We start from the raw sequence: 20,463 nt of genomic DNA, 5'->3' as shown, positions 1-20,463 counted from the left end.
TTGCCATTACGCGTCGTTAAGGGGGATGGCCTCAATGATCACAAAGGCCTGCGCCCAGGGATGATCGTCGGTCATCGTCAAATGTACTCTCGCGACGTGGCCCGCAGGGGTTAACGCGTCAAGCCTCGCCTTCGCTCCGCCGGTCAGCGCCAGCGTTGGCGCGCCCGACCGGGCATTGACCACGCCGATGTCCTTCATGAACACGCCGGCCTTGAATCCGGTGCCGACCGCCTTGGAATAGGCTTCCTTGGCGGCGAAGCGCTTGGCCAGCGTGCCCGCCTTGGTGAACGGACGCCGTGCCGCCTTGGCCCGCTCTACTTCGGTAAAGACGCGTTGTTCGAACCGCTCGCCGAACCGGTCGAGCGACGCCTGGATGCGCTCGATGCTGCACAGATCGGAGCCGAGGCCGATGATCATCTAAATCCTCCCCCGCAGGGGGGAGGGGGACCATGAGCCGAAGGCGAATGGTGGAGGGGCCGCGAGCGAAGCGAGCGTCCCGCGCTCACCCCCCCCACCACCCGCTGAAGAAGCGGGCGGTCCCCCTCCCTCTGCTCGGGGGAGGATTTAAGACCCCCCCTCATCGCGCCGCGTCCATTGCCGCACGCATGCGGCGTACCGCCTCGCCCAGGCCGACGAACATCGCTTCGCCGACCAGAAAATGCCCGATGTTCAGCTCGCGTATCTGCGGAATCGCCGCCACGGGCGCGACATTGTCATAGGTCAAGCCGTGACCGGCATGGACTTCGATCCCGTTCTTCGCCGCCAGCGCCGCCGCATCGGCCAGGCGGCGCAACTCTTCGCTCTGCGCTTCGCCTTCCAGCTCGGCATAACGGCCGGTGTGCAATTCGACGACCGGCGCGCCGAGCCGGAGCGCCGCCTCGATCTGGCGCGCATCGGGTTCGACGAACAGGCTGACGCGGATGTTGGCGCCCTTCAGGCTGGTCACCAGCGGGGCAAGATGGTTGTGCTGGCCTGCCGCGTCGAGCCCGCCCTCGGTGGTGCGCTCCTCGCGCTTTTCCGGTACGATGCACGCCGCGTGCGGACGATGGCGCAGCGCGATCGCCAGCATCTCGTCGGTCGCCGCCATTTCCAGATTGAGTGGGATGGTCAACTGCTCGGCAAGCCGCGCGATATCATCGTCGGTGATGTGGCGGCGGTCTTCGCGCAAATGCGCGGTGATCCCGTCCGCCCCGGCCTCCGCAGCGAGCAGCGCGGCGCGCACCGGATCGGGATACCCCGCGCCGCGCGCGTTCCTGACCGTCGCGACATGGTCGATATTGACCCCGAGACGAAGGTCCCGATCGTCCTGAGCCTGTCGAAGGATCACGCTGCGCGGCTGCCCGGCTTGATCGCGGGGATCGCCGCCAGATCGGGCGGCAATTTGTCCGCGTCATAGGTCGGCACGTCGAGCCGGATCAGCGGAAAGAACGGCACGCCAAGATCGGCGGCACCGTTCGACCGGTCGACCAACGCCGCGGCAGCCACCGTTTCGCCGCCGGCGCGGTCGATCGCGGCGATCGCCTCACGCGACGACAGGCCGGTGGTCACTACATCCTCCATCATCAGCACGCGTGTGCCCGGCGCGAGGCGAAAACCACGGCGCAGTTCGAAAATACCGTCGGGCCGTTCGAGGAACATCGCCTCGACGCCCAGCGCGCGCGCCATTTCGTGCCCGGCGATCACCCCGCCCATCGCCGGCGATACCACCGCCTGAACCGATTCGCGAAGTTCGTCAGGGAGTTGCGCGGCGAGCGCTTCGGCCAGCCTCGCGCCCCGCGCCGGATCCATCAGAACCCGCGCGCATTGCAGGTAGCGCGAGGAACGCAGCCCCGACGACAAAATAAAATGTCCCTCGAGCAGCGCCTCGGCAGCGCGGAATTCGGCGAGAACCTGATCTTCGGTCATGGCTGATGCCCTTTCGTCGGGGCTCAAATAGGGGGGAGGACACCCCAAGCGCAACGCTATGGTCAAAAAAGCCTCTCGCAAGCTTGAGACACGCGAGTGTCGCGCGTATAGGCCCGTCACAAACGGGCGTATTCCCGCCCAGCGTCACCTTTCAAACAGGGGGTGGCGTGTTCGCCCGACCAAGGTTTTTGGGGATGACGACACTGATGCGTATGACGGGGTTGAAATCGATCGTACTAGCGGCAGGCTTGCTGCTGGCAGGGGCCGGCCATGCCGCGGCGCCGACCGCAACGGCGCCGGTCGCACCGGCAGTGACCGCGCCAGCCGTCGCCACGCCAGCCGCCAACCCCGCGACAGCCAAGCCGACCGATCCGGCCCTTGCGCAAGATGGTGCGCCGATCATGGCTCCGATCGCCGGCATCGGCCAGCCGGTCGATGGCCATTATGGTATCCAGCCGCAGGTCACCAAGAATGGTCAAACTGCGCACTGGTTTCACGATGCGATCCTCGTCCCTGTGATCACCGTGATCTCGCTGTTCGTACTCGGCCTGCTGTTCTGGGTCATGTACCGCTACCGCGCCGCCGCCAACCCGGTGGCATCGAAGACGTCGCACAACACGTTGATCGAGATCGTCTGGACGCTTGCTCCCGTGATCATCCTGGTGCTGCTCGCGGTACCGTCGATCGGCTTGCTTCAGGCACAGTATAAGCCGGCCCCGGCCAATGCGATCACGCTGAAGGCGATCGGCAATCAATGGTATTGGTCGTATCAATACCCCGACAATGGCGGGTTCGAAGTGACCGCCAACATGCTCAAGGAAAAGGGCGACGTCGCCGCTGGTGAGCGTTTCCGCACCGACGCGGACGGTCCCCGTCTGCTCGCTGCCGACAATCGCGTGGTCCTGCCGGTCGGCGTGCCGATCCGCCTGATCACCACCGCCAACGACGTGATCCACAGCTGGGCGGTCCCTGCGTTCTGGATCAAGCTCGACGCGGTTCCCGGACGCATCAACGAAACCAGCTTCACGATCGAGAAGCCCGGCGTCTATTTCGGTCAGTGTTCGGAACTGTGCGGTGCGCGTCACGGCTATATGCCGATCGCGGTCGAGGCAGTGACGCCGGAACAATTCGCGGCTTGGGTCAAGGCCAAGGGTGGCACGCCCAAGGGCGCCAAGCCCGCCGCCACCCCGGCAGCGGCGGCACCGGCCGCAACCGACGCAGCGGCAGTCGCCAACACCACGGGTCCGGTCGAGAATGCGAGCCTGCCCGCTCCCACCACCACTCAGGGCGCGACGGCTAACCCCGCCGGCGCCGGCACCGGACGCTAAGACATGACCGATACCGCCATTCATTCGTCCGCGTTCGATGCGCACGGCCACAGCCACGATCACGCGCATGACGCTGATCACAAGCCCGGTTTCTTCGCGCGTTGGTTCATGTCGACCAACCACAAGGACATCGGCACGCTCTATTTGATCTTCGCGATCACCGCGGGGATCATCGGTGGCACGATCTCGGGCCTGATGCGCGCCGAATTGATGCACCCGGGCATCCAGTATCTCAACACCTGGGTGCATTATCTGCCCGGCGGCGAAGCGGGTCTCGATCACTCGCTCCATCTGTGGAACGTGTTGGTCACCGCGCACGGCCTGATCATGGTCTTCTTCATGGTCATGCCGGCGATGATCGGCGGCTTCGGCAACTGGTTCGTACCGATCATGATCGGTGCGCCGGACATGGCCTTCCCGCGCATGAACAACATCTCGTTCTGGCTGCTGGTGCCCGCCTTCACGCTGCTGCTCGCCTCGCCTTTCTTCGGCGGTGCCGGCAATGGCTGGACGCTCTACGCGCCACTCTCCACCTATGGCGAGCCCGGGCCCTCGACCGACATGGCGATCCTGTCGCTCCATCTCGCCGGCGCCAGCTCGATCCTCGGCGCGATCAACTTCATCACCACCATCTTCAATATGCGTGCGCCGGGCATGACGCTGCACAAGATGCCGCTGTTCGTATGGTCGGTGCTGGTCACCGCCTTCCTGTTGCTGCTCGCACTGCCGGTGCTTGCCGCGGCGATCACCATGTTGCTGACCGATCGTAATTTCGGCACGACCTTCTTCGATCCGGCCGGCGGCGGCGATCCGATCCTCTACCAGCATCTGTTCTGGTTCTTCGGTCACCCCGAAGTGTACATCATGATCCTGCCGGGCTTCGGCATCGTCAGCCAGATCATCGCGACCTTTTCGAAAAAGCCCGTCTTCGGTTATCTCGGCATGGCCTATGCCATGGTCGCGATCGGCGTGGTCGGCTTCGTCGTGTGGGCGCACCACATGTTCACCACCGGCCTCAGCGTGAACACCAAGATGTACTTCACCGCCGCGACGATGGTCATCGCGGTGCCGACCGGGATCAAGATCTTCTCCTGGATCGCGACGATGTGGGGCGGCTCGCTCAGCTTCAAGACCCCGATGCTATGGGCGATCGGCTTCATCTTCATGTTCACCGTCGGTGGCGTGACCGGTGTCGTGCTCGCCAATGGCGGCGTCGACGACTACATGCAGGACACTTATTATGTGGTGGCGCATTTCCACTATGTGCTGAGCCTCGGCGCGGTGTTCAGCCTGTTCGCGGGCTTCTATTACTGGTTCGCGAAAATGTGGGGGAAGAACTATAACGAGTTCCTCGGCCAGCTGCATTTCTGGGTGTTCTTCGTCGGCGTGAACGTGATGTTCTTCCCGATGCACTTCCTCGGCCTGCAGGGCATGCCGCGCCGCATGCCCGACTATACCGATGGTCTGGCACACTGGAACTATATCGCGACGGTCGGCTACATGATCATGGGCGCGTCGATGATCATCTTCTTCGTCAATTTGTTCTGGTCGCTGGCCAAGGGCAGCAAGGCGGCGGACAATGTGTGGGGCGAAGGCGCCACGACGCTGGAATGGACGCTGTCCAGCCCGCCGCCATATCACCAGTTCGAAACGCTCCCGGTGATCGACGACGGCGGTCATCACTGAGACCGACGACCTTTCGAACAAGTGAAACGCCCCGGTGATGAGCCGGGGCGTTTTGCTTTTGGGGCGTTGCTGAGACAGGTCGGGGAATGTCGGGCAGCGACAATGCCGCCGAGATAACGCAGGCGGCCGCGGAAATTCGCTAGACGCCGGTGTCGTCAGCAATACCGGCAGAAGAGAAAAGCAGGCCCACATCCCAGCCCATCATGGCGTAAAGCGCACGCCCCTCTTCGGTGGCAACGAGTAGCTGGCGCGATTGCGGTGATCGTCGCGCCGCGCCAAGCGCGGCCATGACGGCGCGGCCAAGGCCTTTGCGCCGATGCCCGGCATCCGTCACGATCCGGTCGTATATGAACAGCCCATCCCATTCAGCGGCAAAGCCACTTGCCGCGAGAGCATCGCGATCGTCGAGGATGCAGACTTCCGTGACCGGGCCGTTGGCGTGAATTTCCATCCGATAACCCGGCGATAGTCCGACGGTGGCCGGCGGCGTGCCGCAGGTCATCACATAACCGACCGGGGACAGACGCCAGTGCGCGGGAAGCAATGCGGCGAGCTGCTCCGGGGGCCCGCACAGCTTTAGAAAGACAAGCGGTGCGGTGATCGATCGGCCCAGCTCGATCAAACCGGGCCCGGGTCGCGCAAAGACGTAGCGCCGCAACTCGACGGGCAGATTGGTGTCCAGTCTCAGGCCGCCCCGGTCACGGACGGGCTGGGGCAGGCCCCGCGCCACGGATCGGGCGCGCAACCATGGTTCGATCAGCGCCGGGTCAATCGCGGCGGCAGGTTCAGATGACATGCCAAAGGTTAGAATCACGCGCCATGCAATACAATGGTGGGGCAATGGCGACCGCCGGATCAGCGGGCAAACGCGGCACTTTCCCCAGCCGCCCCAGCGGCCTATAGGCGCTGGCAATCATGACTTCCGCGACTCTCATTTTGCCCGCCGACTGGCGCGACTTTCTCGCCCTGACCAAACCCCGGGTGATGAGCCTTGTCGTGTTCACCGGACTGTGCGGCATGCTCGCCGCACCAGTGACGATCGATCCGGTGCTCGGCTTCACCGCGATCCTGTGCATCGCGCTTGGCGCAGGCGCGGCCGGCGCGCTCAACCAATGGTATGAGGCGGATATCGACGGCGTGATGAAGCGCACCGCGGGCCGCCCCCTGCCCGCCGGGCGCATGGACCGTCAGTCGGCGCTGCATTTCGGCGTCGGGCTCGCCGCCTTTTCGGTGATCCTGATGGGGCTGGCGCTCAACCTCGTCGCCGCCGCGATCCTCAGTGTGTCGATCCTGTTCTATGTCTTCATCTACACCATCTGGCTGAAGCGCCGCACGCCGCAGAACATCGTCATCGGCGGCGCTGCCGGTGCCTTCCCGCCGCTGATCGGCTGGGCCGCCGCGACCGGCGACGTCGCAGTCCTGCCGATATTGTTGTTCGCGCTGATCTTCCTGTGGACGCCGCCGCATTTCTGGGCGCTCGCGCTGTTCATGAAGACCGATTACGCTGCGGCCGGCGTGCCGATGCTCCCGGTCGTCGCGGGCGAGCGCACCACCCGCGTGCAGATCGGGCTCTACACCTTGCCGATGGCGGCCGCAGCGATCGCGCCCTGGCCGCTCGGGCAGGCGGGCGCGCTCTACGGCATCGTGGCGATCGTCATGACCGCGGTGTTCGGCGCGATGGCGTTGCAGGTCTCGCTGCGCACCACCGGCGTTCAAGACACGATGCGTCCCGAAAAGCGCCTGTTCGCTTATTCGATCCTTTATCTCTTCATTCTCTTCGGCGCGCTCGTCGTCGATCATTGGATCTGACATCATGCCCGACCTCCAGTCCGACACCGACAAGCTGATCCGCGCACGCCAACGCTCGCGCGCCATTGTCATGGGTCTGATCCTCGGCGCACTGGTCATCCTGGTGTTCGCGATCACGATCGTGAAGATCAAGGCGGGGATGCCGCATTGACCCCGCCGGTCCGCACCGCATTGCTTGCTGGCCTTGGCGTTTGCTTCATGACCGGGCTCGGCTTCGCCGCCGTGCCGCTCTACAGCATGTTCTGCGCGGCGACCGGGCTTAACGGCACGACGCAACGCGGCCTGGCCGCACCGGGCGCGGTCGCTGGTGCGGGCCGCGTGCAGATCGATTTCGATACCAATGTCAGTGCGAAGCTGCCGTGGAAATTCGCGCCCGAACGCCCGTCCGAAACGGTCGATGTCGGCGCGCGCGACATGGCTTTCTTCACCGCCACCAATACGTCGAACAAGCCGGTCACGGGCACCGCGACATTCAACGTCACCCCGGCTCAGGCGGGCAAATATTTCACCAAGATCCAGTGCTTCTGCTTCACGCAGCAAACGCTGAAACCGGGGGAAACCGCACGCATGCCGGTGATTTTCTTCGTCGATCCCAAAATGCTCGATGATCCCGACGCCAAGGACATCAAGACGATCACGCTCAGCTACACGTTTTACGCGGTGGATTCCGGCGGCGCGGCGAGCTAGAGCAATCCGAAATCAACTGACAACCGCCTGACAGGGGACCGACGCATGGCCGGCGCCAAGAACCACGATTACCACATTCTCGCACCGGATATCTGGCCGATTGCCGGCGCGTTCTCCGCGCTCGCCATGGCGGCGGGCGGCATCATGTGGATGCATGGCGGCCATGTCGGCAAACCCAATGGCGGCGGAATCCTGTTCTTCCTCGGCGTGGCCGGCGTGCTGACCACGATGTTCAGCTGGTGGGCCAATGTCATCAAGGAAGCGCATCAGGGCGATCATACGCCGGTCGTGCAGCTTCACCTGCGTTACGGCATGATCCTGTTCATCGCCTCCGAAGTGATGTTCTTCGTCGGCTGGTTCTGGGCATTCTTCGATTTCTCGCTCTTTCCTGCCGCGATCCAATATGCCGATGGCGCGACGAGCGTGATCGCGGACGCTGCCGCAGGTGCCGCGCATTGGCCGCCCAAGGGCATCGAAGTGATCAATGCCTTCGAATTGCCGCTGCTCAACACCATCATCCTGCTCACCTCGGGCACCACCGTGACCTGGGCGCATCATGCGCTGATCCACGGTCAGCGTGGCGGTGAGAAGACCGGCCTGTGGGGCCTGCTCGGCGTGGGCGACCGCGACGGCGTGCTCAAGGGATTGTGGCTGACCATCATCCTCGGCTCGCTGTTCACCTCGATCCAGGCCTATGAGTATATTCACGCGCCATTCCCGTTCAAGGGCATCAACTATGGCGCGTCGTTCTTCATGGCGACGGGTTTCCACGGCTTCCACGTACTGATCGGCACGATCTTCCTGATCGTCTGCCTGGTGCGCGCCTATAAGGGCGACTTCACGCCGCGCCAGCATTTCGGCTTCGAGGCCGCCGCCTGGTACTGGCACTTCGTCGACGTGGTGTGGCTGTTCCTGTTCGTCACCATCTATGTCTGGGGCGGTTGGGGCGCACCGGTCCACGGCGGGTGAGCGAGAGCTGGCACCTCGCGCAGGTCAATGTCGGGCGGTTCACAGCGCCGCCCGGCGACCCGCGCATCGAGCCGTTCATGGCCGCGCTCGACCGGGTCAACGCCATTGCCGACGCATCGCCGGGATTCATCTGGCGGTTGCAGGACGATAGCGGCAACGCGACCGCGATCCGGCCGACATCCGACCCGCTGTTCGCGGTCAACATGTCGGTGTGGCGCGATGCCGATGCGCTGTTCGATTATGTCTATCGCAGCGCGCACACGCTGATCATGGCACGGCGGCGCGAATTCTTCGATCGCTTCGACGGCGCCTATCAGGCGCTATGGTGGATTCCCGCCGGCCATATCCCGACGATAGACGAAGCATTGGGACGGTTGTGGCGGCTCGACCGCTATGGCCCGACGGCTCAGGCCTTCACCTTCAAGGCGCGCTTCCCGGCGCCCGACGAGTCCGGCGTTCCGGTCGATCATCAACCCGATCCATGGTGTGTCGGTCGCGCCTGACCTCACCACGGCGCCAACGCCTGCCCAGGTCGCGATCAAGGGACTTTGCCCGCGGTGCGGCGCAAAGACGCTGTTCGCCGGCCTTGCCGCTTTCGCGCCGAACTGCCCAAATTGCGGCCTCGATTTCGACAGCTTCAATGTCGGCGATGGGCCTGCGGCTTTCCTCACGCTGATCCTCGGTGGGCTGGTCGTCGCGATGGCCATCACCACCGAACTGACGCTGCACCCGCCGCTCTGGCTTCACATGCTGATCTGGATCCCGGTGACCGCAGCGGGCGTGGTCGGATCGCTGCGCGCGGCCAAGGGCGTGCTGATCGCGCTCGAATACCGCAACGCCGCACGCGAAGGCCGGATAAAGGGCGAAGACGCGTGAAACGAATCCCGATCGTCGCGACCATCCTGGTCGGCCTCGCCATCGCAATCATGGTCGCGCTTGGCATCTGGCAGTTGCAGCGCAAGGGCGAGAAGGAAGCGCTGATCGCACAATATGCGACGAACAGCACGCTGCCGTCGATCGCGTTTCCCAATATCCCGGTCAACGATGCGCTGCTGTTCCGAAAGGCTGGCGCTTTTTGCCTGCAGCCGGTCGGCTGGACCAGCCGTGCCGGACGCAACGCCAAGGGTGCGACCGGCTGGCGGCAGATCGCGCGGTGCCGCACCGGTGCCGAAGGCCCTGGCCTGACCGTGCAGATCGGCCTGGCCCGCACCCCCGACGCCAAACCGACCTGGACCGGTGGCGAGGTCCATGGCTACATCACTCATGCGCCCGACGACCAGCCGCTGATCGCCTCATTGATCGGCAAGTCGCGTCCCAAGACGCTGATGCTGGTCAGCGACACGCCACTCGCCGGGCTCGACGCCAATCCCGAACCCGATTTGTCGGCCGTGCCCAACAACCATCTCGCTTATGCCGTGCAATGGTTCTTATTCGCGCTGATCGCCGGCGTGATCTATGCGCTCGCGCTCAGGCGGCGGATGCGTACCGAGACGACCGGCTTGTGACTCTGCGCCCACGCCGCTAGTCGCCAAGGCCATGCGTTACATCAGCACTCGCGGCGCCGCGCCCGTTCTCGATTTTCAGCAAGTCACGCTGGCCGGCCTCGCCAGCGACGGCGGGCTCTATTTGCCCGAGAGCTGGCCGACGCTCTCGCCCGAGACGATCGCGGCGATGCGCGGCATGTCCTATGTCGACACCGCCGTCACGGTGATGGCGCCATTCGTCGCCGGCGTTCTGAGCGATGAGGAACTGCGCGACCTGTGCGCCCAGGCCTATGGCCGCTTCTCACATGCCGCCGTCACGCCTTTGGTCCAGCTCGACCAGCGCCAGTGGCTGCTGGAACTGTTCCATGGCCCGACACTCGCCTTCAAGGATGTCGCGCTGCAGTTGCTCGGCCTGTTGTTCGAACGCTTCCTCAGCGGCTCGGACAAGCATGTCACGATCGTCGGCGCGACCTCGGGCGATACCGGCTCCGCCGCAATCGATGCACTGGCCGGGCGCGAGGGCGTCGACGTCTTCATGCTTCATCCCAAGGGGCGCGTGTCCGACGTGCAGCGGCGCCAAATGACCACAGTGCTTGCGCCGAACATCCACAACATCGCAATCGACGGCAGCTTCGACGACGCCCAGGCGCTGGTGAAGGCGATGTTCAATTCGTCCGACTTCTCCGGCCGCTTCGCGCTGTCGGCGGTCAATTCGATCAACTGGGCGCGGCTGATGGCGCAGGTGGTGTATTATTTCTACGCCGCCGTCCGGCTCGGCGCGCCCGAGCGCCCGGTCGCCTTCTCCGTACCGACGGGCAATTTCGGCGATGTCTTTGCCGGCTATGTCGCAGCGAAGATGGGCCTGCCCGTCGCGAAACTGATCGTCGCGACCAATGTCAACGACATCCTCCACCGCGCGCTGGCCGATGGCGATTATTCGCAAGGCACCGTGGTGCCGACGCCAAGCCCGTCGATGGACATCCAGGTGTCGAGCAATTTCGAACGCTTGCTGTTCGATCTTGGCGGCCGCGACGGCATTGCCCTTGCCGCACAGATGGCGGGGTTCGAATCGAGCAAGACGATGCGCCTGACCAATGCGCAACGTGAAGGCGCGGCGGGACTGTTCGCCAGCGACCGGATCGACCTGGATGACATGTCGCTGGCAATGCGCTGGGCGTATGAAAAGTCGGGCGAAGTGATCGACCCGCACACCGCGATCGGCCTCGCCGCCGCCCGCCGGATCGATCTCGGCGACATTCCCGTGGTAACGCTGGCGACCGCGCATCCGGCCAAGTTCGACGATGCGGTCGAGCGCGCGACCGGCGTGCGCCCGACCCTGCCGGCGCGGATCGGCGACCTGTTCGAGCGGCAGGAACGCTATGACAGCGTGCCCGGCACGTTCGACGCGGTAACCGCCTATATCGCCGAGCGGGCGGTGGCGGTTTAAGGCCATGGAACTCCAGACCCTGATCGGCGAGCCATGGGCGGATTATGGCCTGATCGATTCGGGCCATGGCCGCAAGCTCGAGCGCTATGGCCGCTTCCGCTTCATTCGCCCCGAAGGACAGGCGTTATGGGCGCCGGCAAGCGACGACTGGCGCGCGCAGGGCGAATTCGTGCCCGGATCCGACGAGGATGGCGGCGGGCGATGGGAGTATAGCGAGCCGGTACCGCGCGAGGGCTGGCCGCTCAAATGGGACGGCGTCACCTTCACCGCGCAGAACACGCCGTTCCGCCATCTCGGCTTCTTCCCCGACATGGCGCCGGTGTGGAGCTGGATGCGCGAGCGCGTGGCGGGCGTCGACGCGCCAGAGTGCCTCAATCTGTTCGGCTATACCGGCGTCGGCACGCTGGCGATGGCCGACAAGGGCGTGAAGATGGTCCATGTCGATGCATCGAAGAAATCTGTCGAGGCGGCGCGCGCCAATGCCGTGCTGTCGGGGATGAGCGACAAGCCGGTGCGCTGGATGATCGACGATTGCACCAAATTCGTTGCGCGCGAGGTACGGCGCGGGCGGCGTTACGACGGTATCCTGCTCGACCCGCCGAAATATGGCCGTGGGCCGGAGGGCGAAGTGTGGAAGCTGGAGGAAGGCTTGCCCAACCTGATCGCCGATTGCCGCAAGCTACTCGACGCCGAGTCGCGCTTTCTGTTCCTCACCGTCTATGCGGTACGCATGTCCGCGCTGGCGATCGGCGAGCTGCTGCGCCAGGCCTTTGCCGACCTTGGCGGCACGGTCGAGGCGGGCGAACTGGTCGTACGCGAGGAAGCGCGCGGGCTGTTGTTGCCGACCGCGATCTTTGCGCGGTGGAGCCGGTAAGAACGGATGGGGCTAGGCAACGATCTAGCCCAACAACGACGTTAGCCCGACAACCACATCACCCCAGCGAAGGCTGGGGTCTCCATGGTTGGGCAACCGCGTCGAGTCTCGCAGAGAGATGCCAGCCTGCGCTGGCATGACGGTTATGGAGCCGGCACTCGATTCACGTCGCTGGCCGTTGTCGTCATGGTTGCTCTAAGCCTTACATCGACGTCGGTAAAAGCCCACCGGCCGGCCATTGAATCGAGCAGACCCGGATCCCAACAACCATGATCTTCACCCATTATTTTCCCGTTATTCCCGTAACGCACTCGCGATTTCCCGTGCGGCTCCGCCGAAATTCCCGCAGTTTTTCCCGTAAATTCCCGCAGCGGGCTCAAAAAAGCATTTTCCCGAGGGTTTTCCCGCAACCACGGGAATTCGGGATTGGAAAGGCAGCGGCTTGAAGCGAATTAACGTCGCCCGATTCAACCCCGCCTGCCCACCCGCTAAACGGCACTTCACCCACCGCCGTACCGCTCTTTGACATGACGAAACCAAAAAAGCCTCGCGCTGTCGCGTAACTGCCACGCTCGCTGGTGGTTCGACGCGGACGGCGTCGATTCCCTTAATCCATCCCCGCTCTGATCGCCGCCCCCGCGACGAACGGCGCGCCGGCCATCAGGACGAGGCTGACTGCGGCGAGCAGTTTTACCGCCCCCGCGCCGCCCTCGATCGATCCCGCGCCGAAGATCAGCAGCGGCACCGCGAGCGGCAGCATGACCAGCCCCGCCACTGCGCTCGCACCACGTACGCCCGTGACCAGCGCCGAGGTGGCAACCGCCAGCGCGGCCAGTCCCGGCGTGCCGATCAACAGACCAAGCTCGACCGCCAACAATGTGTCGAGCGACAGGCCGAGCAATCCGGCAGCGACGATCGAGGCGAGCATCAGCGGCGGCCCGAAACTGAGCCAGTGCGCAACGACCTTGGCTGCCGAGACGGTCGCCATACTCACGCCGCGAACCGCAAGCTGATCAAACATCCCGGCTTCGGCGTCGGGCGCGACCAGCCGTTCGACCGGCAGCAGCGCGGCAAGCAGTGCCGCCGCCCAGATCACCCCCCCGCCGACCCGGGCAAGCAGCGCCGCATCGGGGCCGATCGCGAAGGGAAAGAGGATCGCGACAAGCAGGAAGAAAGCGACGACCAGGGTGACGCCGCCACCCGCCCAGGCACGCCGCAGATCGCGCAGGATCAGCGCGGCGATCATGCCGTCCCGTCCAATATGATCGACTGCGCACCCGGCACCGCGATCGGCAAATGCGTTGCGATCAGCACGATCCCGCCCTGCGTTCGGTGCGCGGCAATCGCCGTCTCGAGCAGGCCGACCGCGCCGGCATCGAGGCCATTGCCGGGCTCATCGAGCAACCAGATCCCCGCCCCGCTCGCCGCGACCCGCGCCAGCGCGGCGCGGCGACGCTGGCCGGTCGAGAGCAACCGGACCGGCACATCAGCGAGTAGCGCGAGATCGAACGCCGCGAGTGCTGCGGCCACCGCACCGGAGCGCCCGTCGATCGATGCCCAGAAGCCAAGCGCCCGCGCCAGCGTCGGATCGGGATCGAGCGCGCTCGCTTCGGTCAGCAAGGCCCGTTCGCCTGTGACTTCGACCCGGCCCGCCACCAGTGGCAGCAAGCCCGCGGCGATGCGCACCATGCTCGACTTGCCGATCCCGTTCGGGCCGATGACCAGCGCGGCATCGCCTGCGCCCAGCGCGAACGACAAATGCTCGAACAATATCCGCCCGCCGCGCGCGCACGTAACGCCGTCGAATTCGAGCAAGCTGTCGTGCAAAGGGGCACTCAAGCCGCTGCTTCCTCCAGCGCGTGCATGTCCGCGTCGGACAAGCCGAAATGATGGCCGATCTCATGGATCATGACATGGCTCACCAGTTCGTCGAGCCCGACCCCGGTTTCGACCCATTCCTCCAGGATCGCGCGGCGATAGAGATGGATGCGATCGGGCGGCGCGCCCGATTCCATCGACGATTTTTCGCCCAGCGGCCGGCCATGATAAAGACCGGTGAGATCGAGCGGATGTTCGATGCCAAGCGCATCGAGCGTCTCCTCGTCGGCGAGATCCTCGACGATCAGCACGACATCGCCGAGATGCGCGCGGAACTCTTCGGGCAAGCTCTCCAATGTACGCAGCGCAATGTCTTCGATCGCCTTTGTATCGGGCGCTCGGGATTCTCGTGGGTTGGGTTGATCGGGTGTCGCCATCCGTTATGCCATAAGGCCAAGGCGCAAGTGGCGCCAGCAGGAGGACGCCGTGACGGGGACGATCGAACCACTCAGCGAAGAGGACCGCGCCGAAGCGCTCGATGCGCTCGACGAGTGGGATTATGACGAGGCGCGCGACGCGATCACGCGCACCATCACCTTCGCCGATTTCAGCGAGGCCTTCGCCTTCATGACCCGCGTCGCGCTGCTCGCGGAGAAAGCGGACCATCACCCCGAATGGTCGAACGTATGGAACCGGGTCGAGATATTGCTGACCACGCACGATGCCGGCGGCCTGTCGCACCGCGACGTGGACATGGCCGAAGCGATCGACGGTTTGGTCGGATGATCTAATAGCCCCTCTCTTAAAAGGGAGGGGCTTTTGATGTAGACTATTCCGCCGGCGCGCCGACCCCGCGTCGCATCATCTTGCGCAGCTTGCCGGGCATCCAGCGTGCGGCAAAGGCCATGCGGTGGGCGGTCTTGCCGACATAGGTATGGACCTTGTCGCCATGCACCGCGTCCCAGGCGGCCTGCGCCACCACATCGGCCGACGTGAGTTCAAGCCCCGCGCCGGTCACCGTTTCGCGGATCGAGCGGTTCGAGCCGCCCGCTGGTGAATTGAGCAGCGGCGTTTCGATAAAGGCCGGTACGATCGCGCGGACCTTGATCCCGTCAGCCGCCCATTCGCCGTCGAGCGCCTCGGTCAGCGCACGCACGCCGAACTTGGTCGCGGAATAGGGCGCGAGCCCCGACGAGCCATAGATCGCCGAGGCCGAGGCGGTGTTGAGCAGGCAGGAACCGGGCGTACGGGCGAGATAGGCATGGCCGATCTTCGCGCCGTTCAGCACCCCCATCAGGTTGATCGAGACGGTGCGGTCCATATCTTCGAAGCTCATCTGCGCGATCGGGCCGCCGGTACCGATCCCGGCATTGTTAAACAGCACATCGAGCCGCCCGCCGGTGGTCGCGGTGAAGGCGTCGAGGCTGGCGACCCAGGCGTCGCGATCGCGCACATCCATCGCATAGGTCGACACCATGCCCGCCGGCAGCGACGCGGCGGTTTCGGCCAGGCCCGTGACGTTGACATCAGCCAGCCCGACCCGCCAGCCGCGCGCGGCGAACAATTGCGCCGTGGCGCGCCCGATCCCCGATCCGCCACCGGTGATGAAGATCGCCTTTTCTATGCCCTCGGTCATCGCTTCCCGTTCCTCGCCCGATATTTTTCAGCACCTGCCGTGCCACAAGATTTCGACTTCAGGGTATGCTGAACCATGCCCCGCGGAACAAGCGCCTTTCGTTGACGCGCACGCTGTCCTCCCGCACACATGCCGCATGTCAGCGACGCCCACGCCCGGTCCCTCGGTCAGCTTTGATAGCATTTCCAAATCCTATTCCGGCGGGACGCTTGCGGTCGACAAGGTCACGACCGAGATCGCGGCGGGCAGCTTCGTCGCGCTGGTCGGCGCGTCGGGATCGGGCAAATCGACGCTGCTCAAGATGATCAACCGGCTGGTCGAGCCGAGCGCCGGCAGCATCGCGATCGGCGGCGAGGCGGTCGGGTCGATCGAGCCCTACGCGCTGCGCCGGCGGATCGGTTATGTGTTCCAGAATATCGGCCTGTTCTCGCATCTGGGCGTGGCGGACAATATCGCCATCGGGCTGAAGCTGTCCGGGCAGAGCGACAAAGTGGGCCATGCCGCGCGGGTGACCGAGCTGCTCGACCTGGTCGACCTGCCCGCCGCGTTCGCCACGCGCATGCCCGACGAGCTGTCCGGCGGGCAGCGCCAGCGTGTCGGCGTGGCGCGGGCGCTCGCTACCGCACCTGGGCTGATGCTGATGGACGAGCCGTTCGGCGCGCTCGATCCGGTGACGCGCGATTCCCTCGGTGCGGCGATCCGCGCGCTGCACGACCGGCTCGGCCTGACCAGCATCATGGTCACGCATGACATGGCGGAAGCACTGCTGCTCGCCGACCGGGTGCTGGTGATGGAGGCGGGCAAGATCGTCGCCGACGCGACACCCCGTGAACTGCTCGCGGGCAAGGGCGGCCCAACCGCCGATGCGCTGGTCGCGGTGCCGCGCGAACAGAGCCGACGGCTGATCGCGCTGGAGCGCGGCGCATGAGCGGCCCGTTCTTCGACGCTTTCGCACGCGTGCCCGACTTGCTTGCCGCGCATCTGCTGCTCGCGGCTTCGGCATTGGCACTGGGCCTGGTGATCAGCCTGCCGCTTGCGATCTGGTCGGCGCGCCGCCCGGCGGTTGCGCGGATCGCACTCGGTTTCGCCAGTCTGGTCCAGACGATCCCCTCGCTCGCGCTGCTTGCGCTGTTCTACCCGTTGCTGCTGTCGCTCTCGACATTGCTCGGCGGCGGCATCCCGGCACTCGGTTTCCTGCCCTCTTTGCTCGCGCTGACGCTCTACGCGCTGTTGCCGATCCTGAGGAACGGCGTGACCGGACTGACCGGGCTCGATCCGGCGGTGATCGAGGCGGCGGACGGGGTCGGCATGACCGCATGGCAGAAATTGCGGCTGGTCGAAGCGCCGCTGGTCGCGCCGGTGTTGATGGCCGGCATCCGCACCGCTGCGGTCTGGACGATCGGCGCGGCGACACTCTCGACGACGGTCGGCCAGCCAAGCCTGGGCGATTTGATCTTTGCCGGGTTGCAGACCCAGAATTGGGCGCTGGTGCTGGCCGGCTGCCTGAGCGCCGCGGCGCTGGCGCTGGCGGTCGACGGACTGCTCGGCGCGATCGAGCATGGCATCGCGGCGCGCAAGCGGCGGCGCGTGTGGATCGCCTCAGCGTTGCTCGGCCTGGGCGTGCTTGCCGCGCTGGCGCCGATATGGCCGCGCGGCGGCGACAAGGCGGTAGTGGTGGGGGCGAAGGGCTTTTCGGAGCAATATATCCTTGCCCGGCTGATCGGGCATCGTCTGGAAAAGGCCGGTTACACGGTCGAGTATCGCGAAGGGCTGGGATCGGTCGTCGCATTCAACGCCACGGCGGGCGGCGATGTCGACGTCTATGTCGATTATTCGGGCACGATCTGGACCAACGAGATGAAGCGCAGCGACGTGCCGCCACGCGCGGCAATCGTCTCCGGGGTCGGGGCATGGGCGACCAGCCAGCACGGCATGCGCCTGCTCGGCAGCCTGGGCTTCGAGAACAGCTATGCCTTTGCGATGCGCAGCGACGATGCGGCGCGGCGCAAGGTGACGAGCATCGCGGATCTGACCGCGATCGCGTCGACGCTCAAGCTCGCCACCGATATCGAATTCCTCGAACGGCCCGAATGGGCGGCGGTGCGCAAGGCGTACGATCTGCGCTTCGCCTCGGCCCAGCCCTATCAGCCGACCTTTATGTATCGCGCGCTGGCGAGCGGGGCGGCGGACGTCATCCCCGCATTCTCCTCCGACGGGCGGATCGCGGCGGACAAATTGACGGTGCTTACCGACCCCAAAGGAGCGATCCCCGGCTATGATGCGATCCTGCTGCTCGCACCGCGCCGCGCCCGCGATGCGCGCTTCACCGCCGCACTTCAGCCGCTGATCGGCAAGGTGTCGGTCGAGGCGATGCGCGAGGCGAACTACATGGTCGACCGCGACACCGACAAGGCATCGCCCGAAGCCGCGGCGCGCTGGCTGGAACGCAAGCTCGGGCTGTGATCAGTTGAAGCGGATGCCGATCCAGAAGGTCTGCGGCGTCCCATAATCCATCGATCCGCCGGCGTTGCGGGTGACGACGGTTTCGTCGAACAGATTCTCGACCCTACCAATGATCGAGACATGCTTCATGACCGGCAACCGCGCGGTCGCATCGACGGTCAGCGCGTCGCGCAGCACATCCTTCTCCAGATCATCCTCGAATTGCGCCCCGACATAACGCACCGTCGCCGACAGAGCGAGGCCGCTGACCGGCGCCCAGCCGAGCGTCGCGCTGGCCGAATGGCGCGGGCTCTGCGCCGGGGTGAAACCGTCAAGCCCGGCCGAAATGCCCGACGCCAGCACCTTGCTGTCGCTGAACGCATAAGCAGCGTCGAAACTAACCGAACCGAAGCGCATATCGGCGGTCAGCTCGACCCCCTTGGCGACGATCGCATCGACATTCCGGCGCTGGCGCAGATTGGGCGCGATGGTGACATTGGCTATCGCATCGTCAAGCCGGTTGTAGAATGCGGTGAGCCCGATCGACACGCCCCGCGCCGGCTTGAAATCGATCCCGGCCTCAACGCCCTTGAGCTTCTCCAACGCGAGATTCGCATTGGCCTGGGTGGTGATCGGAAACACCACGAACGGGCGATAGAGTTCGTTGAGCGTCGGCAAGCGGAAGCCGGTATAGGCCGCCGCGCGCAAGGCCACGACGTCACTCGCATGGAACAGCGCGCCGACCCGGCCGGTGCCCTCGAATCCGTCGCGATCGGCGAAGTTGTTGTTAACGGTCGAAAGTCCGGTTCCACTGCGTTCGCGAAAGAATCCATCGGCGATCGTCCAGCGATCGCCGCGCACACCGCCGGTCAGGATCAGATTGCCGATCGACCAGTCGTCCTCGACGAACAAGCCGGCCGTGCTCGTCTTGCCACCAGCATTGCGCCGCGTCGTGACGGCCAGGCCGGTATAAGCATCCTCGAACAGCTCGCCCTCGGCCAGCCGCGCGTCGACGCCAATGCGCAGCACATGATCCGGCCCGACCGGTGGGCGGATCTCGATCTTGCCGCCGATCCCGGTCGAGGGCGTGTTGCGCTGGTCGAGCGTCAGGCGGAAACTGGTCGCGCTGATTACCTTGTTGGAGAAATTGCGCGCCTGAACATAAGCGAGCGCATCGACTTGCCAGGTGCCGCGATGGACCAGCCTGATGCTCGCATCCTGGCCTTGCGAACTGCTGTCCGCGCCGGTGAAGCGCAACGTGCGGTTGTCGCCGAACAGGAGCCCGCGGAATTGCAGATCGGTTTCGGCATCGAGCGGTGCGACGGTGCGCAAGCCAGCCGACCAGTCGCGATAGCGCGCCCGCGCGCTTGCCCCGACACGCTGCGACGGCGGCGTGGTGAAGAAACCGTCGCCGCGCTCGAACCGGCCCGACACTGTCGCGTAACCGCCACCGAGATCGGGCGAGACATTGCCCGACACACTCATCGCATTGTCGCTGCCATAGAATGCATCGCCAGAGACGAAGGGCAAATCGCGCCGCGTCGCACTGACCAGTTCGATCGTGCCGGCGACCGCGCCCGCGCCGAACGGGCCGGAACCGCCGCCGCGAGTGATGCGCGCGCCACCGAGCCGGTCGCCGACCAATGCGGTAAAGGGCACATAACCAAAGAACGGGTCGGCGATCGGCACGCCATCGAGCAACACCAGCGTTCGGCTCGAAGCGTTGCCGCCGAGCGAGCGCAAGGTCACGCCTTGCGCCGACGGGTTAGCCGAACGACTGTCGGAGCGGCGGAATTGCTGAAAACCGGCGACATCCTTCAACACATTCTCGACTCTGCCCGAGGCCTCGTCGGTCAACCGGTCGCGGTCGATCACCACCGACCCATAAGCCGGCGTGCCCGGCGGCAGCGGCAGGCCGGTGCCGATCACGACAATATCGCCAGTGTCCGATGCAGTGAAAATGGGAACCGGTGGAATGGGCGCCTGTGCCGAAGCGTGTCCGGCACTTTGCTGCGCCACAGCAGGCCACGGGCAGATCAGGGCGATCAGAGACAGGCTGAACGGACGGGGCATGACTGTTGGCGATCTTTCGAGATTGGTTTTTGGCCGGTCGGACAGCGGAAGCAGATGCCTTAGCGACTATCGACCGTGCCGCCGCAGAAAAAGGCCATTGCCCCAAGCACAATTACGATTGCAGTTTGCGCAATCATGGTCGCATTTTTCGCACTTGCGAGATTTTGCGCTGCACTGCACAAAGACGGTGCCTTTCAGGCATCCTCTCCTAAAACTTTCAAAGGCCAGCCCTTCGGGGCTGGCCCTTTTTTTTGTCGATGCTTTCCGCTACGCACAGCAACGCTGTCGTCACGCCGAACAATAAA

General features: G+C 65.0%; 23 protein-coding genes. 14 read left to right on the top strand and 9 right to left on the bottom strand.

Going from position 1 to position 20,463, the window contains the following annotated elements:
- Positions 1-6 precede the first annotated feature (6 nt).
- From acpS to pyrE, 3 genes are all read right to left on the bottom strand, one after another.
- Positions 7-417: a holo-ACP synthase gene (acpS, locus tag G4G27_RS19950; protein WP_183110252.1), complete on the bottom strand. Its 411-nt coding sequence runs from the start codon at positions 415-417 to the stop codon at positions 7-9.
- Between the two features lie 160 nt (positions 418-577).
- Positions 578-1,327, bottom strand: coding sequence for a pyridoxine 5'-phosphate synthase (locus G4G27_RS19945; protein WP_244624431.1), 750 nt, complete (start codon positions 1,325-1,327; stop codon positions 578-580).
- Complete coding sequence (pyrE, locus tag G4G27_RS19940; protein ID WP_183110251.1) at positions 1,324-1,905, bottom strand: orotate phosphoribosyltransferase; 582 nt, start codon at positions 1,903-1,905, stop codon at positions 1,324-1,326. Before pyrE ends, G4G27_RS19945 begins: the two co-directional genes overlap by 4 nt.
- Positions 1,906-2,117: 212 nt before the next feature.
- Between pyrE and coxB the strand changes: the two genes are divergently transcribed.
- Entirely contained in the window at positions 2,118-3,233 is a 1,116-nt protein-coding gene (gene coxB / locus G4G27_RS19935; protein ID WP_183113922.1) for a cytochrome c oxidase subunit II, read from the top strand.
- Between the two features lie 3 nt (positions 3,234-3,236).
- A complete protein-coding gene (gene ctaD / locus G4G27_RS19930) occupies positions 3,237-4,919 on the top strand; it encodes a cytochrome c oxidase subunit I (protein WP_183110250.1) in 1,683 nt (560 codons plus the stop codon).
- A gap of 139 nt (positions 4,920-5,058) precedes the next feature.
- Here the strand turns inward: ctaD and G4G27_RS19925 are convergent, their stop codons facing one another.
- Positions 5,059-5,715, bottom strand: a complete 657-nt coding sequence (locus tag G4G27_RS19925; RefSeq protein WP_183110249.1) for a GNAT family N-acetyltransferase — start codon at positions 5,713-5,715, stop codon at positions 5,059-5,061.
- A gap of 119 nt (positions 5,716-5,834) precedes the next feature.
- Between G4G27_RS19925 and G4G27_RS19920 the strand changes: the two genes are divergently transcribed.
- From G4G27_RS19920 to G4G27_RS19880, 9 genes are read left to right on the top strand one after another with little or no spacing between them, the layout of a single operon-like run.
- On the top strand, positions 5,835-6,728 hold the full coding sequence (locus G4G27_RS19920) for a heme o synthase (RefSeq protein ID WP_183110248.1): 894 nt from the start codon (positions 5,835-5,837) through the stop codon (positions 6,726-6,728).
- A 4-nt stretch (positions 6,729-6,732) separates the two neighbouring features.
- Complete coding sequence (locus tag G4G27_RS19915; RefSeq protein WP_183110247.1) at positions 6,733-6,879, top strand: hypothetical protein; 147 nt, start codon at positions 6,733-6,735, stop codon at positions 6,877-6,879.
- 47 nt (positions 6,880-6,926) lie between these two features.
- Complete coding sequence (locus G4G27_RS19910; RefSeq protein WP_183113921.1) at positions 6,927-7,415, top strand: cytochrome c oxidase assembly protein; 489 nt, start codon at positions 6,927-6,929, stop codon at positions 7,413-7,415.
- Between the two features lie 45 nt (positions 7,416-7,460).
- Entirely contained in the window at positions 7,461-8,384 is a 924-nt protein-coding gene (locus tag G4G27_RS19905; protein ID WP_183110246.1) for a cytochrome c oxidase subunit 3, read from the top strand.
- Positions 8,381-8,887: a DUF3291 domain-containing protein gene (locus G4G27_RS19900; protein WP_183110245.1), complete on the top strand. Its 507-nt coding sequence runs from the start codon at positions 8,381-8,383 to the stop codon at positions 8,885-8,887. The genes G4G27_RS19905 and G4G27_RS19900 overlap by 4 nt, the downstream gene beginning before the upstream one ends.
- The gene (locus G4G27_RS19895) at positions 8,871-9,260 is read left to right on the top strand and encodes a DUF983 domain-containing protein (protein WP_244624430.1); all 390 of its coding nucleotides are present in this window, start codon (positions 8,871-8,873) and stop codon (positions 9,258-9,260) included. Before G4G27_RS19900 ends, G4G27_RS19895 begins: the two co-directional genes overlap by 17 nt.
- The gene (locus G4G27_RS19890; protein ID WP_183110243.1) at positions 9,257-9,889 is read left to right on the top strand and encodes an SURF1 family protein; all 633 of its coding nucleotides are present in this window, start codon (positions 9,257-9,259) and stop codon (positions 9,887-9,889) included. The genes G4G27_RS19895 and G4G27_RS19890 overlap by 4 nt, the downstream gene beginning before the upstream one ends.
- 31 nt (positions 9,890-9,920) lie before the next feature.
- On the top strand, positions 9,921-11,315 hold the full coding sequence (gene thrC, locus G4G27_RS19885; RefSeq protein ID WP_183110242.1) for a threonine synthase: 1,395 nt from the start codon (positions 9,921-9,923) through the stop codon (positions 11,313-11,315).
- Positions 11,316-11,319: 4 nt separating this feature from the next.
- Positions 11,320-12,189 (top strand): class I SAM-dependent methyltransferase, encoded by an 870-nt coding sequence (locus G4G27_RS19880; RefSeq protein WP_183110241.1) that lies wholly within the window; start codon positions 11,320-11,322, stop codon positions 12,187-12,189.
- Between the two features lie 607 nt (positions 12,190-12,796).
- On the opposite strand, the gene G4G27_RS19875 is transcribed toward G4G27_RS19880, so the two are convergent.
- Genes G4G27_RS19875 through G4G27_RS19865 form a run of 3 tightly spaced genes read right to left on the bottom strand, consistent with a single transcriptional unit; the run spans position 12,797 to position 14,444 of the window.
- Positions 12,797-13,435, bottom strand: coding sequence for a heme exporter protein CcmB (locus G4G27_RS19875; RefSeq protein WP_183110240.1), 639 nt, complete (start codon positions 13,433-13,435; stop codon positions 12,797-12,799).
- Positions 13,432-14,028 (bottom strand): heme ABC exporter ATP-binding protein CcmA, encoded by a 597-nt coding sequence (gene ccmA, locus G4G27_RS19870; RefSeq protein ID WP_244624429.1) that lies wholly within the window; start codon positions 14,026-14,028, stop codon positions 13,432-13,434. Before ccmA ends, G4G27_RS19875 begins: the two co-directional genes overlap by 4 nt.
- Complete coding sequence (locus G4G27_RS19865; RefSeq protein ID WP_183110239.1) at positions 14,025-14,444, bottom strand: metallopeptidase family protein; 420 nt, start codon at positions 14,442-14,444, stop codon at positions 14,025-14,027. Before G4G27_RS19865 ends, ccmA begins: the two co-directional genes overlap by 4 nt.
- Positions 14,445-14,493: 49 nt before the next feature.
- Here G4G27_RS19865 and G4G27_RS19860 point away from each other — a divergent pair, with 49 nt between their 5' ends.
- On the top strand, positions 14,494-14,793 hold the full coding sequence (locus G4G27_RS19860; RefSeq protein ID WP_183110238.1) for a 4a-hydroxytetrahydrobiopterin dehydratase: 300 nt from the start codon (positions 14,494-14,496) through the stop codon (positions 14,791-14,793).
- A gap of 43 nt (positions 14,794-14,836) precedes the next feature.
- On the opposite strand, the gene G4G27_RS19855 is transcribed toward G4G27_RS19860, so the two are convergent.
- On the bottom strand, positions 14,837-15,643 hold the full coding sequence (locus G4G27_RS19855; protein ID WP_183110237.1) for an SDR family oxidoreductase: 807 nt from the start codon (positions 15,641-15,643) through the stop codon (positions 14,837-14,839).
- Between the two features lie 136 nt (positions 15,644-15,779).
- Between G4G27_RS19855 and G4G27_RS19850 the strand changes: the two genes are divergently transcribed.
- Together G4G27_RS19850 and G4G27_RS19845 are read left to right on the top strand one after the other, a co-directional pair.
- Entirely contained in the window at positions 15,780-16,571 is a 792-nt protein-coding gene (locus G4G27_RS19850; RefSeq protein ID WP_183110236.1) for an ATP-binding cassette domain-containing protein, read from the top strand.
- On the top strand, positions 16,568-18,106 hold the full coding sequence (locus G4G27_RS19845; RefSeq protein WP_183110235.1) for a glycine betaine ABC transporter substrate-binding protein: 1,539 nt from the start codon (positions 16,568-16,570) through the stop codon (positions 18,104-18,106). The genes G4G27_RS19850 and G4G27_RS19845 overlap by 4 nt, the downstream gene beginning before the upstream one ends.
- Here the strand turns inward: G4G27_RS19845 and G4G27_RS19840 are convergent, their stop codons facing one another.
- On the bottom strand, positions 18,107-20,158 hold the full coding sequence (locus G4G27_RS19840; RefSeq protein WP_183110234.1) for a TonB-dependent receptor: 2,052 nt from the start codon (positions 20,156-20,158) through the stop codon (positions 18,107-18,109).
- Positions 20,159-20,463: the final 305 nt, after the last annotated feature.

Origin of the sequence: Sphingomonas sp. So64.6b (assembly GCF_014171475.1) — a bacterium.
GTDB lineage: Bacteria > Pseudomonadota > Alphaproteobacteria > Sphingomonadales > Sphingomonadaceae > Sphingomonas > Sphingomonas alpina_A.
The sequence above is the reverse complement of the archived record's forward strand: the minus strand, read 5'-3'. Positions and strand labels throughout refer to the sequence as shown.